Annotated in this window: 11 protein-coding genes, 2 tRNA genes and 1 pseudogene; 2 read left to right on the forward strand and 12 right to left on the reverse strand. The window is 20.7% G+C overall.

The features are described 5' to 3' along the window. Window positions 1–35: 35 nt before the first annotated feature. From carB to GJT92_RS00945, 8 genes and pseudogenes are all read right to left on the reverse strand, one after another. Window positions 36–3,263 carry a carbamoyl-phosphate synthase large subunit gene (gene carB, locus GJT92_RS00910; RefSeq protein ID WP_168919631.1) on the reverse strand — a complete coding sequence of 1,076 codons (3,228 nt, stop codon included), beginning with the start codon at window positions 3,261–3,263 and terminating at the stop codon, window positions 36–38. 2 nt (window positions 3,264–3,265) lie between these two features. After that, complete coding sequence (carA, locus tag GJT92_RS00915) at window positions 3,266–4,411, reverse strand: glutamine-hydrolyzing carbamoyl-phosphate synthase small subunit (RefSeq protein WP_246209068.1); 1,146 nt, start codon at window positions 4,409–4,411, stop codon at window positions 3,266–3,268. Window positions 4,412–4,744: 333 nt separating this feature from the next. Next, on the reverse strand, window positions 4,745–6,220 hold the full coding sequence (gene ilvC / locus GJT92_RS00920; protein ID WP_168919633.1) for a ketol-acid reductoisomerase: 1,476 nt from the start codon (window positions 6,218–6,220) through the stop codon (window positions 4,745–4,747). Window positions 6,221–6,459: 239 nt separating this feature from the next. Further along, window positions 6,460–8,319 (reverse strand): dihydroxy-acid dehydratase, encoded by a 1,860-nt coding sequence (ilvD, locus tag GJT92_RS00925; RefSeq protein ID WP_168919634.1) that lies wholly within the window; start codon window positions 8,317–8,319, stop codon window positions 6,460–6,462. 30 nt (window positions 8,320–8,349) lie between these two features. Next, a pseudogene (locus GJT92_RS00930) lies at window positions 8,350–9,277 on the reverse strand (branched-chain amino acid transaminase). Between the two features lie 46 nt (window positions 9,278–9,323). Beyond that, window positions 9,324–9,557, reverse strand: a complete 234-nt coding sequence (gene ilvM, locus GJT92_RS00935) for an acetolactate synthase 2 small subunit (protein ID WP_168919635.1) — start codon at window positions 9,555–9,557, stop codon at window positions 9,324–9,326. Continuing rightward, entirely contained in the window at window positions 9,558–11,222 is a 1,665-nt protein-coding gene (gene ilvG / locus GJT92_RS00940; protein ID WP_168919636.1) for an acetolactate synthase 2 catalytic subunit, read from the reverse strand. Between the two features lie 250 nt (window positions 11,223–11,472). Continuing rightward, a tRNA-Trp gene (locus tag GJT92_RS00945) sits at window positions 11,473–11,546 on the reverse strand. Between the two features lie 353 nt (window positions 11,547–11,899). Between GJT92_RS00945 and GJT92_RS00950 the strand changes: the two genes are divergently transcribed. Together GJT92_RS00950 and tpiA are read left to right on the forward strand one after the other, a co-directional pair. Beyond that, window positions 11,900–12,652 carry an FAD-binding oxidoreductase gene (locus GJT92_RS00950; protein WP_168919637.1) on the forward strand — a complete coding sequence of 251 codons (753 nt, stop codon included), beginning with the start codon at window positions 11,900–11,902 and terminating at the stop codon, window positions 12,650–12,652. 22 nt (window positions 12,653–12,674) lie between these two features. Beyond that, window positions 12,675–13,451 carry a triose-phosphate isomerase gene (gene tpiA / locus GJT92_RS00955; protein ID WP_168919638.1) on the forward strand — a complete coding sequence of 259 codons (777 nt, stop codon included), beginning with the start codon at window positions 12,675–12,677 and terminating at the stop codon, window positions 13,449–13,451. Here tpiA and lysS read toward each other — a convergent pair. From lysS to GJT92_RS00975, 4 genes are all read right to left on the reverse strand, one after another. Next, window positions 13,437–14,957 carry a lysine--tRNA ligase gene (gene lysS / locus GJT92_RS00960; RefSeq protein WP_168919639.1) on the reverse strand — a complete coding sequence of 507 codons (1,521 nt, stop codon included), beginning with the start codon at window positions 14,955–14,957 and terminating at the stop codon, window positions 13,437–13,439. The genes tpiA and lysS overlap by 15 nt on opposite strands. Window positions 14,958–14,972: 15 nt before the next feature. Next, a protein-coding gene (prfB, locus tag GJT92_RS00965) for a peptide chain release factor 2 (protein WP_168919640.1) occupies window positions 14,973–16,074 on the reverse strand; the annotation gives its coding sequence in 2 pieces (ribosomal slippage) (window positions 14,973–15,998 and window positions 16,000–16,074; 1,101 coding nt in all). 146 nt (window positions 16,075–16,220) lie between these two features. Next, window positions 16,221–16,293: transfer RNA gene (locus GJT92_RS00970), tRNA-Ile, on the reverse strand. 66 nt (window positions 16,294–16,359) lie between these two features. Then, window positions 16,360–17,811: a Do family serine endopeptidase gene (locus GJT92_RS00975; protein ID WP_168919641.1), complete on the reverse strand. Its 1,452-nt coding sequence runs from the start codon at window positions 17,809–17,811 to the stop codon at window positions 16,360–16,362. Window positions 17,812–18,030 lie beyond the last annotated feature (219 nt).

The following is an 18,030-nucleotide window of genomic DNA, read 5'->3' on the forward strand; positions in this document are numbered from 1 at the left end:
ATAAAAAATTTTATTTATATATATTACAATGATAATTATTTTCTTAATAATTGTTTATGTCTTTCTTGTAAAGAAAATATTTGATTTTTAAAATCATGTTTTATTGCATTTATAGTAGCAATGGCTCCATTAATAGTAGTATTATAATAAATATTATTTTTTAAAGCTAAAATACGTATTAATTTAGAATTTTGAATAGATTGTTTTTTTTCTGCAGTATTAATAATATAAGTATATCTTTTATTTTTTATAAAATTAATTATATTTGGAATATTTTCTTTTGGTTTTCTAACAATTTTAATTAATAATTTAGCTTTCTGTAAAAATTTTGCTGTTCCATATGTAGCTTCAATTTTAAAACCATAATTTATTAATTTTTTAGCTAATGGAATTATAAATTTTTTATCTTTATTTTTAATTGATATTAATATAATACCATTTTTATTAATAAAAGTTTTAGTTCCTAACATTGTTTTATAAAATGCCTCAGAAAAAGAATTACCAATACCCATAACTTCTCCTGTAGACCGCATTTCAGGACCCAAAATAGGATCTATATTATCAAATTTATTAAAAGGTAATACAACTTCTTTAACAGAAAAATATGGTGGAATAATTTCTTTTATAATATTTAAACTAGATAAAGATTTTCCTACCATTATTAATGCTCCTATTTTTGCTAATGGAATATTTATTGCTTTAGAAATAAAAGGAATAGTTCTAGATGCTCTAGGATTAACTTCTATTAAATAAATTTCTTTTTTTTTAATGGCAAATTGTATATTTATTAATCCACATACATTAATTTTTATGGCTATTTTTTTAGTTTGATAACGAATTTTATTTAAAATTTTTTTACTTAAAGTTCGTGTTGGTAAAGAACAGGCAGAATCTCCAGAATGTATGCCTGCTTGTTCAATATGTTCCATAATACCACCAATAAAAACATTTTTTTTATCACAAATAGCATCTACATCTACTTCTATTGAATTATTTAAAAATTTTTCCAATAAAATAGAATTATTTTTCTTATTTTTTAATAAAAAATAATTTTTTAATTCTTTTTTATCATATATTATTTCCATAAACTTTCCACCTAAAACATATGAAGGTCTAACTATAATAGGATAACCAATCATTTCTGCCTTTTCTAAAGCCTTATTTAAATTTTTTACTACATAATTTAAAGACTGTTTTAATTTTAAAGAATTAATAATATGTTGAAATTTTTTTCTATCTTCAGCGATATCAATATTAGATGGACTTGTACCTATAATATTAACTCCTTCATTTTCTAATGATTGAGCTAAATTTAAAGGAGTTTGTCCTCCATATTGAACTATAATTCCTTTAGGTTTTTCTATTCTAACAATTTCTAAAATATTTTCTAAAGTAATAGGTTCAAAATATAAACGATCTGAAATATCATAATCAGTAGAAACAGTTTCTGGATTACAATTTACAATAATCGTTTCAAAGTTATTTTGTCGTAATATCATTGATGCATGTACACAACAATAATCAAATTCAATACCTTGTCCTATTCTATTTGGACCACTTCCTAAAATAATAATTTTTTTTTTGTTATTAGTAGGATTAGCTTCACATTCTGTTTCATATGTTGAATATATATATGCAGTATTAGTTTTAAATTCAGCAGAACATGTATCTACTCTTTTATATACTGGATGAATATTATATTCATATCTCAAATTTCTTATTGTTTGTTCAGATACATTAAAAAGATTAGATAATCTTCCATCAGAAAATCCCTTTTTTTTCAATTTATATAAATATTTTTTATTATATAAACATTTTATACCTAATGTTTTTATTTTATTTTCAATATCAACTAAATTTTTTATTTCATATAGAAACCACATATCTATTTTTGAATAATTATATATTTTTTCAATAGATATTTTCATTCTAAAAGCATCTGCAATAAATCTTATTCGATCTGGTCCTGGTTTTTTTAATTCTTGTATAATTAAATTAATATTTTTTTTATTTTTTTTAAAATTTATTTTAGGTGTAAAACCATTAATACCTATTTCTAAACTACATAATGCTTTTTGTATTGATTCTTGAAAAGATCTACCTATTGACATAATTTCTCCTATTGATTTCATTTGTGTAGTTAATTTATTATTTACATTATGAAATTTTTCAAAATTAAATCTAGGTATTTTTGTTACTACGTAATCAATAGATGGTTCAAAAGCAGCAGTAATATTATTAATTGTTATATCATTTACTAATTCATCTAATGTATAACCAATAGATAATTTTGTAGATATTTTAGCAATAGGAAAACCAGTTGCCTTAGAAGCTAATGCAGAAGAACGAGAAACACGAGGATTCATTTCAATAACTATTAATTTACCTGTTATAGGATTTACAGCAAATTGTACATTTGCTCCTCCAGATTGTATACCTATATGTTCTAATATAGATATAGAAGCATTTCTCATTATTTGATATTCTTTGTCAGACAAAGTTTGTGCTGGTGCAATAGTAATTGAATCTCCTGTATGAATTCCCATAGGATCTAAATTTTCAATAGAACAAATAATAATACAATTATTATTTTTATCTCTTATGAGTTCCATTTCATATTCTTTCCATCCAATTAAAGATTCATTAATAATTAATTCATTATTAAAAGATAAATTTAATCCATTTTCACAAATTTTTTTAAATTCTCTAAAATTATATGCAATTCCTCCTCCACTTCCACCCATAGTAAATGATGGTCTAATAATACACGGAAAACCAATTTTTTTAACACAATTTATTGCTTCATCAATATTATGAATAGTATAAGAAATAGGAATATTTAAACCTAATTTTGTTATAATATTTGAAAAAATATAACGATTTTCTGCTTTATTTATGCTATCTATTGTAATTCCAATTATTTCAACATTATATTTTTTTAAAATATCATTTTTATGTAAATTTAAAACACAATTTAGTGCAGTTTGTCCTCCCATGGTAGGTAAAATAGCATCAGGTTTTTCTTTTTTTATAATTTCAGTAATTATTTTCCAATCTATAGGTTCTATATAAGTAATATTAGCAATATCAGGATCAGTCATAATAGTAGCAGGATTAGAATTAATTAAAATTACATTATATCCTTCTTCTTTTAAAGCTTTACATGCTTGAGTACCAGAATAATCAAATTCACAAGCTTGCCCAATAATAATAGGACCAGCTCCTAAAATCATAATATTTTTTATATCAGTACGTTTTGGCATTTTTATAATCTCTTATATTTTATCATACGATATTTTTTAATTAATTTTATAAAATAATCAAATAAAATAGATGCATCATGTGGTCCTGGACTTGCTTCAGGGTGTCCTTGAAAACTAAAAGCAGATTGTTTAAGACAATGAATTCCTTGTATAGTATTATCAAATAATGATATATGTGTAATTTTTAAATTTTTAGAAATACTATTTTCATCAATAGTAAATTGATGATTTTGAGTAGTAATATATACTTTATTATTTTTTAAATCCTTTACGGGATGATTACTTCCATGATGTCCTACATCCATTTTTTTAATCTTAGCTCCATTTGCAAGAGCTAATATTTGATGTCCAAAACAAATACCAAAAATTGGGATATTTGTTTTCAAAATTTTTTTTATATTATTGATAATATAAAAACATGGTGTAGGATCTCCTGGACCATTAGATAAAAAAACACCATCTGGCTTTAATAATATTATTTCTTTATAACTAGTAAAAGCAGAAACAACAGTAACTTTACATTTTTTATCTATAAATATTTTTAATATATTTTTTTTAATACCAAAATCAAAAGCTAAAATATGTATAGAATATTTATGTAATTTTACTGGTTTATAATTTTTACTTCCTTGTATCCAAGAATAATTTGCTTTTGTTGTAATTTCTTTTATTAAATTTAAACCTTTTAATCCATTAAATTTATTAATTTTATTTATAATATTTTTAAAATTAATTTTTTTTTTAGTAGATATTAACGCTATTTTTTTTATTTTTTTATCACGTATTAATCTAGTTAAATAACGAGTATCTATTCCTTCAATAGCAACAACGTTATTTTTTTTTAAAAATGGTCCTAATTCTTCTGTACTACGATAATTACTTGCAATTTTTGATAAATGATTAATAACAAGTCCTTTTAAATAAATTTTTGATGATTCGTTATCTTCTAAATTAATACCGGTATTACCGATATGAGGATATGTTAAAATAACAATTTGTTTATAATATGAAGGATCAGTAATTATTTCTTGATAACCAGTAATTGCTGTATTAAATACTATTTCTCCTATAACTATTCCATCTATACCTATAGATTTACCAAATAATTTAGTTCCATCTTCCATAACTAATATTGCTTTATTATTCAAATTATGCTCCATAATTTATAATTATTTATAATAAATATATTTATATTATTTTATATATAAATTTTATATATTTTATATTATAAAATTTTTTTATAATATTTTTAATTTAATAAAATATTTTTTAAAAAAAATATATAAAAATAAAAAAATAATTATTATTTTATTTAATTATTAATTATTTGAAAAAATTAATAAAAATATAAAGATATTTATATATATAAAATAAAAAACAATATTAAAATTAAATAATATATTAATTATAATGATTAATATTATAAAAAAAAATAATAATATTTTAAATTACTCTCTTTTTAAAAAGAGAGTATATCTTTTTTATTTAATTAAAGTTTTCATATGAATCATATAACTTCTTAAAACATAACCTATTTTTTCAATAGGGTGATTTCTAATATTATAATTTATATCACGTAAATAAATATTATTTATAAATTTATTATCAATTTTAACAATACCTAAATCTTCTTTTGTAAGACTTTTCATAAATTCTTGTAATAAAGGAATAGCTTTATTTGTAAATAAATAATTACCATATTCAGCTGTATCAGATATAACTTTATTCATTTCATATAATTTTTTTCTTGAAATAGTATTAGCAATTAAAGGTAATTCATGTAATGATTCATAGTATGCTGATGCAGGTGATATTCCTGATTCTATCATTAATTCATATGATAATTCAATACTACTCTTAATAAGAGCAGTCATAAAAATACCTTTATCAAAATAATCTTTTTCATTTACATAATTATTTTTTATAATTTTAATTTTTTCAAAATTATTATTTTTATATATTTTTCTCCATTTATTTAAATTTTGATTATTATTTTTCCAATCTTTTATAAGATCTTGAGAAAATTTTCCTGAAATTATATTATCAATGTGTAATTTAAATAAAGGCTTTAATAATTTTTTTAAAATTAAAGATAATTCATAAGAACGTATTTTATTAAAATTATTTAATCTATCCATCATTAAACTAATACCACCTTGTTTTAAAGCTTCAGTAATATATTCCCATCCAAATTGGATAAATTGTGAAGCATATGATGAATTAATATTAAATTTTAATAATTTATCAAATAATAAAATAGATGCTGTTTGTAACATTCCACATAAAACTGTTTGTTCTCCTATTAAATCAGATTTAACTTCTGCAATAAAAGATGATTCTAATACACCAGCTTTATGACTACCAATAGCTACTGCCCATGCTTTAGCTATTTTAAATCCAGAATTAGTATTATCATAATTTTGATGAACAGCAATTAAAGATGGAACACCAAAACCTCTTTTAAATTCTTCTCTTACTTCTGTTCCTGGACATTTTGGTGCAACCATAATTACCGAAATATTTTTAGGAATAAGTTCTCCTTCTTCTATAATATTAAAACCATGAGAATAACCTAATGTAGCTTTTTCTTTTATTAAATGTTTAATTTTTTTTAAAACATTATGATGATTTTTATCAGGAGTTAAATTAATTATTAAATCTGCAGTAGGTATTAATTCTTCATATGTACCAACTACAAAATTATTCATATAAGCTCTTCGCCAAGATTCATTTTTATTCTTTATAGATTCAGTTTTTAAAGCATAAAATATATTCAATCCAGAATCTCTCATATTTAATCCTTGATTTAATCCTTGAGATCCACATCCTATAATAACAATTTTTTTATTTTTTAAATCATTTATACTTTGTATAAATTCGTTAGGTTGCATTAATCTACATTTTTGTAAATTCTTTAATTTTCTACGAAAATTTAAAGTATTAAAATAATTTTTCATTAAAATAATCCTATTTAATATATAAATTAATATTTAATTAGTTTAATAAATATTTTTTTAAAAATATTTATTAAATATGAATAAATATTATTTTATCATTTGTTTAAGAGAATTTATATATAGTTTATACTTAATAAATTATATTTTATTTTTATAGATTAATTTATTATATAATTTAAGATAAATTAATTTTAAAATTAATTTATTATTTAAAATATTTAAATTTAAATTTTTATTTATTAGATATCTAATTTATTTTTATCTCTAACAGCACCTTTATCAGCACTAGTTACTAAATATGCATATGCTTTTAATGCAAAAGAAATTTTTCTTTTTCTTTTTAATAAAGGAGTATAGGCTAAATGTTTTCTCTGTTCTTCTATTTTTATCCTATCCATTAAAATATTATTTGATACATCTAGTATTATAGATCTATTTGGTATATTAATTTTAATAATATCTCCATTTTTTATTAATGCTATCATACCTTTATTTGCTGCTTCAGGAGAAATATGCCCTATAGATAATCCAGAAGTACCACCTGAAAATCTTCCATCAGTAATTAAAGCACAATTTTTATCTAATTTCATTGATTTTAAATAAGAAGTAGGATATAACATTTCTTGCATTCCTGGACCCCCTTTTGGACCTTCATACCTTATTACAACTATTTCTCCTGGTAAAATTTTTTTATTTAAAATTGCATATATTGCTGATTCTTGACTTTCATATACTTTAGCTTTTCCTGTAAAAATTAGTAATTTTTTATCTACACTAGCTGTTTTTACAACACATCCATTTTTAGCAAGATTACCATATAAAACAGCTAATCCTCCATCTTTACTAAAAGCATATTTATATGAACGTATACAACCTTTTTTTCTATTATTATCTAAATTATTCCATATTTTATTTTGTGAAAAAGGTTTATTAGTTTTAATGTTACCTGGAGCAGAAGAAAAAAAATTTTTTATTTTTAAATCTTTATTAATCATTATGTCATATTTTTTTATTGTTTCTTTTATAGTTAATCCTAAAATATTTTTAACATTTTTATGTATTAATCCCATTCTATTTAATTCTCCTAAAATTCCTATAACTCCACCAGCTCTATGAAAATCTTCCATATAAAATTTATTTGTACTAGGAGAAATTTTACATAACCAAGGTATTTTTTTTGATAATCTATCAATTGTTTTAAGATTAAAATTTATATTAGTTTCTTGAGCTAAAGCTAACATATGCAAAATTGTATTTGTAGAACCACCCATAGCAATATCTAACATAATTGAATTTTCGAAAGATTCTTGATTTGCAATATTTCTAGGTAAAAAATCAATATTATTATTTTCGTAATATTTTTTTGTAATTTCTACTATTTTATGTGCTGATTGTATACATAATTTTTTACGATTTTTATGTGTAGATAGTAAAGAACCATTACCTGGTAATGCTAAACCTAAAACTTCTACTATACAATTCATTGAATTAGCTGTAAACATTCCTGAACAAGAACCACATGTTGGACATGCATTAAGTTCTATTTCTTTAATATAATTATCTGATTGTTTTAAATCAGCTGATTGAATCATAGCATCAACTAAATTAATTCTAGTAATTTTGTTTTTATTAATATTCACAATCTTTCCAGCTTCCATTGGTCCACCTGATATAAATACAGTAGGTATATTTAAACGCAAGCTAGCCATTAACATTCCTGGAGTAATTTTATCACAATTAGATATACAAATCATCGAATCTACACAATGAGCATTTATAACATATTCTATTGAATCAGCAATAAGTTCTCTAGAAGGTAAAGAATATAACATACCATTATGTCCCATAGCTATACCATCATCAATTGCTATTGTATTAAATTCTTTTGGTACGGCTCCTTTTTTTTTTATTTCCTTAGAAATTATTTTACTTAATTTTTGTAGGTGCATATGACCAGGAACAAATTCTGAAAAAGAATTAACTATAGCAATAATTGGTTTATTAAAATCTTCATTATTCATACCTGTTGCTCTCCAAAGAGAGCGAGCTCCTGCCATATTACGACCTTTAGTTGTGATAAATGAACGATAAATAGGCATATTTCTCACTTTTTTTTTAATAATTAATAATTATAAATCTATATGATCTAACCAATTCCATTTATCTTTTATTTGTCCCGTAAATAAATATAAAAATTCTTCTTGTATTTTTTGTGTAATTTTACCTCTTTTACCATTATTTATTAATATATCATCTATACTACAAACAGGAATAATTTCAGCTGCTGTTCCTGTTAAAAATATTTCATCAGCTAAATATAAAAATTCTCTTAATATTAGAGATTCTTTTATTTTTAAATTAATTTTTTTTGCTATTTTTAAAACTGAATCTCTTGTAATTCCTGGTAAAATAGATTAAGTTAATCGAGGAGTGAATAAAATATTATTTTTAATAATAAATATATTTTCTCCTGCCCTTCGGAAACAAAATCTAAACTATCTAGTGCTATTCCTTCATCATATCCATTTCTTGTGCTTCACTACTTATTAATAATAAGGATAAATAATTACCACCTGCTTTTGCTAAACTAGGTATAGTATTAGGTTTAATTTTATTCCAAAAAGATATTATTGTTTTAATACCATTATTTTTTGCATTATCATCAAGATAATTTTTCCATAAAAAAGCACTAATCATTATATCTGCATAATAATTTTTAGGAGGATTAATTCCTAAACCTACATCTCCTATAAATATTAAAATTCTTATATAAGCTTCTTTTAATTTATTTATATTAATTATGATATGAACAGCATTAATTATTTCTTGTATAGTAAATTTTAATGAAAAACGATAAATTTTAGCAGAATTATATAAACGATCAATATGATCTTGATGACGAAAAATAACAGAACCTTTACTTGATTTATAACATCTAATACCTTCAAAAACAGATGTACTATAATGTAATGCATGAGTCATAACACTAATTTTAGCATCTTTCCATTTTATAATATCTCCATTTAACCAAATAAAATTTGTTTTTTTTGTCGACATTACTATATTTCCTTATTCTAAATAATTATAATGTTATTATAACGATTTATGATATTATAATTATATCTAATACATCTATTAATTTGGCTATTTGTTTTACTAAAATTTCTATAGATTTAAAACTTTTTATTATTAATTTAAAAATAATATTTTGTAATTTATTTAATACATTAATATTTACAGTTTTAATTAAAAATCCTCTATGACGAATAATTCTCATTATTCTTTCACTTATTTCAGGACTAATATTAGTTTTAATATATAATTTATATTTATTCATTTAACTTTTCTCTATCATATTATCATTACTATATCCAGGAGGAACTAATGGCCAAACATTATCTTTTTCACTAATAGAAACATGTAATATATAAGGTTTTTTTATAGAAAAAATTTTTTTTAAACTTTTTTCAATTTCAGAATTATAACAAATACTATGTCCTGATATTCCAAAAGATTCAGCTAATTTTATAAAATTAGGATTATCAAATAATATAGTTTCACTATATCTTTTATTAAAAAAAATTTGTTGCCATTGTTTAACCATACCTAATCTTTTATTATCTAATAATATAATTTTAATAGGTAAATTTTTTCTCTTAATTGTACTTAATTCTTGAATATTCATCATAAAAGAACCATCACCAGAAATACATATTACAGTATGATTAGGTTTAGCAATTTGGGCTCCAATTGCTGCTGGCAATCCAAAACCCATTGTACCTAAACCACTTGAAGTAATAAAATTTCTAGGATCTAAAAAAGTTATATGTTGTGCAACCCACATTTGATGCTGTCCTACATCAGTAGTAATAATAGTTTTTGCATTTTTAAAATCTGATATTTTTTTTAACAAAAAAGGAGCATAAATTTTATCATTATCAAGAAATTCATTATATGAATAAGAATATTTTTTTTTTATTTTTTTTATATAATATTTCCATTTTGAAATATTATTTGGTATTTCTAATAATGGAATTAAGTTATTTAAATCACCTAATAGTTCTACATCTGCTTGACAAATTTTATTAATTTCTGCTGGATCTATATCCATATGTATAATATTTGCTAAAGGAGCAAATTTTTTTATATTTCCTGTAACTCTATCATCAAATCTTGCTCCAATAGCCACTAATAAATCACATTTTTGTACAGTATAATTAGCTGCTTTATTTCCATGCATACCTAACATTCCTAAATAATAAGGATTGTTATCATTTATAGTTCCTAAACCTTTTAATGTTACTACTGTAGGAATTTCAGATTTTTGTACAAATTTTCTTAATGTATTTACAGCATTACCTATATTTACGCCTCCACCTATATATAATATAGGCATTATAGAATTTTTTAAAAAATAATTAGCTTTTACAATTTTTTTTATTGAAATTTTTTTTTTTTTAATAAGAAAAAAATTTTTATTTTTAAATTTTATTTGCTTAGGTATATTATGAGATAATTGTATATCTTTCGGTATATCTATTAAAACAGGACCAGGCCTATTGGATAATGCTATAAAAAAAGCTTTTTCTATTATAGATGATATTTCTGTAGATGAAGTTATTAAAAAACTATGTTTAGTACATGATAAAGACATACCTATAATATCTATTTCTTGAAAAGCATCTGTCCCAATTAATGGTAAAGATACTTGTCCTGTAATTGCAATAATAGGAACAGAATCTACCATTGCATCTGCAATTCCTGTTATTAAATTAGTTGCTCCAGGACCTGATGTAGCAATACAAACTCCTATTTTTCCTGTAACACGAGCATATCCTATTGCAGCTATCGCTGCTGCTTGTTCATGTCTACATAATATATGTTCTATTTTACTATTATATAATGCATCATAAAGGGGCATAATTGCACCACCAGGATATCCAAATACTGTTTGAACATGTTGTTTTTTTAATGCTTGAATTATACATTGTGCTCCATTCATATTTTAAACCTCTTTAATTTAGTAATATAATATGCATAATTCAACTTTATTATGTTTTAATTAATGTAAATTTCTAGATTAGAAGATATGATTTTATATTTGATATGTTATTAAATTTTCTTAAAATAATATAAATTTTATTTAAAAATTTATATTATTTATTATATTTTAATTTAAAATAAATAATTATTTATTATAATAACATAAATATTTATTTTATAAAAAAATATATAATCAAAAAATGATAATTCAGGGGCGGAGGGATTTGAACCCCCAACCATTGGTTTTGGAGACCAATATTCTACCTAATTAAACTACACCCCTTAAATTATTTCTATATAAATTAAAATATATTATAAAATAATAATTTTTTAATAAAATTTTATTAAATATAATTTATTATTAATAAAAAATATTAATATAATACTATATTAATATTTTTAAAATAATAACATAAATTCTTTATAAAAAATATTAAAAAATAATAAAATGAAAATTTTATATAAAAAATCAATAATATAGAGTAAAATTTAATAATATTTAACTTATAGCTATAAATACTATTAATTTTTATTAAAATTTTTGAAAATTATAAAAAATTTAATTATTAATATATTTGATAAAGATTATATTTTAATATAAAAATATAATTTTATAATAAAATTTAAGGATTAAATATGACAGAATGGATTATTGGAAATGTTAAAGATATAAGATATTGGACAAAAAATTTGTTTAGTATTATTTTAAATGCAAAAGTTAATAATTTTATTGCTGGACAATTTACAAAATTAGCTTTAAAAATTAACGGAAAAAAAATACAAAGAGTATATTCATACATAAATTCTCCAAAAAATAAAAATCATGAATTTTATATCTCTAATATTAGAGGGGGAAAATTAACTCCATATTTATATAAATTAAAAATTAATGATGAAATTATGATATCTAAAAAAGCTTCAGGTATTTTTACATTAAATAATATTAATATTTGTAAAAATTTGTGGATGTTATCAACAGGAACTGGTATTGGACCTTATCTTTCAATTTTACAAGATAATATTTGTTTTAAAAAATTTCAAAAAATAATTTTAGTACATTCTATTAGATATATAAATGATTTTAATTATTTAAATATAGTTAATAAAATTAAAAAAAAATATAATAATAAATTTAAAGTACAAATTATTTTAACTAGAAATAATAATATAAATAGCTCTATTTTATATGGTTATATTCCTCATTTAATTAAAAATGGAGATTTAGAAAAAAAAATTGGTATAAAAATTCATAAAAAGGATAGTCATATAATGTTATGTGGTAATCCAAATATGATAAAAGAAACAAGAAAAATATTAGAAATAGATAAAAACTTATCTAGAAATCTTCTTAATAAAAGTGGTAACATTACATCAGAACAATATTGGTAAAATCATTATAAGGGAAATAAATATGAAAAAATTTTTAATTATTGCTAATTGGAAATTAAATGGAGATTTTAATTTTATAAATAAAAATATAAATTTAATAAAAAAAATAGATAATTCGTTAAATTTTTGTAAACTTGCAATAGCTCCACCTTATGTATATATAGATTATATACATAATTATTTAAAAAATACATCAATAAATTTAGTAGCACAAAATGTAGATATTAATGAAAAAGGATCTTTTACTGGTGAAATATCAATAAATATGTTAAAAGATATTGGTGTAAAATATGTAATAATTGGTCATTCAGAAAGAAGAATAAATCATTATGAAAATAATAATTTTATAGCTAAAAAATTTATCTTAACTAAAAAAAAAGGATTAATACCAATTTTATGTATTGGAGAAACAAAAGAAGAAAAAAAACAAAATATAACAGAAAAAATTTGTATTAATCAAATTAATTCTATATTAAAAATATGTGAAGTTAAAATATTTTATAATACTATTATTGCTTATGAACCAATTTGGGCCATTGGTTCTAGAAAAATTGCAGATATAAATGAAATAGAAAAAACTATTAGTTTTATTAAAAAATATATTTCATCTATAAATCAAAAAATATCAAAAAGTATTGTCTTTCAATATGGAGGTTCTGTTAATAAAGATAATATTAATAATTTATTTCAAATAAAAAATATTAATGGTTTATTAGTAGGAAAAGCTTCTTTAACAATAGAAAATTTTATATCTTTAGTTAAAAAAGCTGAGAAAAATATAAGATTATTGAGGTCTTAACATAGGAAATAAAATTACATCTCTTATAGATTGAGAATTAGTAAATAACATAACTAATCTATCAATACCTAATCCTAAACCTGCTGTAGGAGGTAATCCATATTCTAATGCTTCTATATAATCTTGATCATAAGATTTTTCATAAATATTATTTTTTTTATTCTTATTAAATTCTCTTAAATTATCTTGTTGTTTAAATCTTTTTTTTTGTTCTTCTGGATCATTTAATTCAGAAAAACCATTTGCTATTTCCATACCACAAATAAAAAATTCAAATCTATCAGTAATTAAAGGATTTAAATTATTACTCCTCGATAAAGGAGATACTTCAACAGGATATTCTGTAATAAAAGTTGGTTCCATAATTTTATTAGCAATTTTTTCTTCAAAAATTTCAGAAATAATTTTACCTTTACTCCAATTTTTATCTATTTTAATATTTAATAAATTAGTAATTTTTATTAAAATATTAATATCTTCTAAGTTATCTAAAGAAAAATTTGGATAAAAAAAAACGATAGATTCTTTCATTGTTAATATATTAAATTTATTTTTTAAATTAAAAACATGATTATTATATTCTAACAAAGAATTATTAAATAATAATTTATATATTTTTTTAAATAAATTTTCAAATAAAATCATTAAATCTTTATAATCAGCATAAGCTATATACATTTCCATCATTGTAAATTCAGGATTATGTTGGGTAGAAATACCTTCATTCCGAAAATTTCTATTTATTTCAAAAATTTTATTAAAACCTCCAATAACAAGACGTTTCAAATATAATTCAGGTGCTATACGTAAATACATATTTATATTATATTTATTATGATAAGTTATAAAAGGTTTTGCTAAAGCTCCTCCAGGTATATTATGCATCATAGGAGTTTCAACTTCAATAAAATCCATTTTATTCATAAAATTACGAATATTTAATATAATTTTAGATCTTATTTGAAAAATATTACGTGTTTTTTTATTGACAATTAAATCTAGATATCTTTTTCTATATTTTATTTCTTTATTTTGTAATCCATGATATTTATTAGGTAATGGTCTAATTGCTTTTGTTAATAAATAAATTTTTTGACAAAAAATTGATAAAACATTAGTTTTTGTTTTAAAAATATTACCAATTACACCTATAATATCTCCAAGATTATATTCTTTTAAAAATTTTTTATATTTTTCAAAAGATATACTATTTTGAGATATATAAATCTGTATTTTTCCTGTATAATCTCGAATATTGATAAAAGTAGCTTTTCCCATAATTCGTAAATTAACTATACGTCCTGCAACATTAAATATTTTTTCATTATCTAAATTAATATTTTTATTATTAAATTTTTTATGTAAATCATTACATGTAATATTAATTTTAAAATTATTAGGAAAAGCAATATTATTTTTTCTTAATTTAATTAATTTTTTATGTCGAAATTTTACTTCGTTACTATTATTACTATTTTTATTAAAATAATATTCATTTTCAGACATAATAAAATCCTTTATTTATAAACCTAATTTTAGACTAGCTTGAATAAATTTATCTAAATTACCATTTAGTACAAAATTTACATCATTAATTTCTATACCAGTTCTCATATCTTTAATCCTTGCATCATCTAATATATAAGAACGTATCTGATATCCCCAACTAATATTAAATTTTTGTTTTTCAATTTTTTTTTGTTTTTTTTTTTTAATTTTATTTTTTAAATCATATAATTTAAATTTAATTTGTTTCATAGCTTGATTTTTATTTTGATGTTGCGATCTATTATTTTGACATTGTGTAACTATTCCTGTAGGAATATGTGTAATACGTACAGCTGATTCTGTACGATTAATATGTTGTCCTCCTGCTCCAGAAGCTCTATAAAAATCAATACGTAAATCTTTTGTATTAATGGATGATATGTTATTTTTATTTTGAATATCAGGATAAATAAAAGTAGAAGCAAAAGAAGTATGTCTTCTTCCAGAAGAACTAAAAGGACTTTTTCTAACTAGACGATGGATACCATTTTCTGTACGTAACCATCCAAAAGCATAATTTCCAATTATATGTATAGTTGCTGATTTTATTCCTATAATTTCTCCTGGTATTTTATTAACTATTATAGTTTTAAATTTTTTTTGCATAGCCCATTTTAAATACATTTTCATAATTATTTTTGCCCAATCTTGAGATTCTATTCCTCCTGATCCAGATTGTATATCTATAAAACAATTTTTATTATCATTTTTTTTAATAAAAATTTTTTGTAATTCTAAAATATTTATTTTTTTTTGTAATTCAGATAATATTTTTATAGATTCTCTTAATATGATTTTATCATTACTATGAATAGCTAAATTAATTAATTCATTAATATCAATAATTTCTTGATTAATTGTATCTAAAGAAAATAATAAATTTTCTATATTTGATTTTTTTTTATTTAAATTAAGTATATAATTAACATTATTCCAAATATTAGGATTTTTTAATTCATTATTTATCTTTAATAATTTTTTTTTATATTTTAAATAATTAAAGAAACCCCCTAATAAAAATATTTTTTTTTTTTATTTTTTTTAAATTATTTTTTATTAAATGAATTTCTAACATTTTTATTTTCCTAATTTTTAAATATATAAAAAATATTAAATTTAAATTTAATTTAAAAAAAATTATTTACTTAAATAAAAAACTTTTATTTAAATAATTATTAAATTTTCTTGATATAAAAAATTTAAAATGATTTTTTTATTATTTGGCCCTTGTTGGATTTGAACCAACGACCTAACGATTATGAGTCGTTTGCTCTAACCACTGAGCTAAAGGGCCATAATGTAATTATGATATTAGTATTAAATATTTTTAAATTTATTTCAATTAAATTAATAAATTTTTTTAATTAATTAAATATAAATTACGTTTATCTCTTAAAATATGTAAAAGAATTAATGATTGCTTTTTATTTAAAATTTTTTTAACATCATTTACATTTTTAATAAGTCTTTCATTAATTTCTATTATTATGTCACCTTTTTTTAAACCTATTTTTTCAGCTGGAGAATTTTTTAAAACTTTATTTACTTGTACACAAGTTTTTTGAATTTTTTTGAAAAAATAAATTTTATTTTTTAATTTAATATTATTTAAATATACTCCTTCAATTCCATTATAAATCACATTTTCAGAAATATTATCATTATTATAATCTTTTATTTTTACATTAACAATTTTAAAAACTCTTTTTCTTATAATTCCTAATTTAACAATAGTACCCTGAATAAAAGAACTAATTTTTGCTTTTAATAAAGCATAACTATCAATAGTTTTACCATTTAATGAAATAATAACATCACCAGCTTTTAATTCATTATCTTTAGATGATTTTATGATTTCACGAACAAAAACTCCTTTATTTATATGAGGAATTTGTAAAATTTTTGCTAATTCTGGTTCAAAATTAACTCCATTAATTCCTAAAGAACCTCTCTTAATTTTACCAAATTTAATAAGTTGATTAACTAAATTCATAACAGTATTGCTAGGTATAGCAAATCCAATTCCAATATTACCCTCATTAGGAGCTAATATAGCTGTATTTATTCCAATTAAATCTCCATTTAAATTAACTAACGCTCCTCCAGAACTTCCAAGATTAATTGCAGCATCAGTTTGAATAAAATTTTCAAAATTTTCAATATGAAGTCCAGAACGTCCTAATCCTGATATAATTCCTGATGTAACAGTTTCACCTAAAGAATATGGATTACCTATTGCTATAGTATAATCACCTACTCTTAAAGTATCAGAATTTGCTATTTTAAGACTTCTAAGATTATTTGTTTTTTCTTTAATTTTTATTAAAGCTATATCTGTTTTTGGATCTTTTCCTATTACTCGTGCTTCATAAATTTTACCATTATTTAATTCTACTGAAATATAATTAGCATGATCTATTACATGATTATTAGTAATGATTAAACCTTTTTTAGCATTTATAATAACTCCAGAACCAATTGAATGAAATCTTTGTTCAAGAACATTATCATTATTTCCACAAATAGGAGTATTTTCATATGGAGAACCATCTTTACAAAGTAAAAAGTGTTCTCTTAAATATTGTTCTACTTGGCTAGGTAATTTATATTCAGATATAAAAGTACTACCCTGAACATCAATATTAACAACTGAAGGTGTTACTTTAGCTAAAATAGGTGCTAAACTAGGTAAATTATTATTTATTTTTTTTGTAAAATTAGGCAATAATTTAGCATTAACATTTTTTGATGTTGTTATTGTTGTTATAAAAACAAAAAAAAGTAAACAAAAAATTATTTTTATTTTTTTCATTATATAATCTCATAATAAAATTTATTATAAAATAATTTATTTATTAAATAAATATTAATAAATTTAAGTAAATAATAAAAAATTATTTTTTTATTAATAATATCAAATTTTTTAAATTTTTATTAAAAAAATTATAACTTATAAAAATTAATTTTATATAAATAACATACAAAATTTTTTACAAATTATTATACTTAATATAATATAAATTTTATTTTA

Source organism: Enterobacteriaceae endosymbiont of Donacia clavipes, assembly GCF_012570365.1.
GTDB lineage: Bacteria > Pseudomonadota > Gammaproteobacteria > Enterobacterales > Enterobacteriaceae.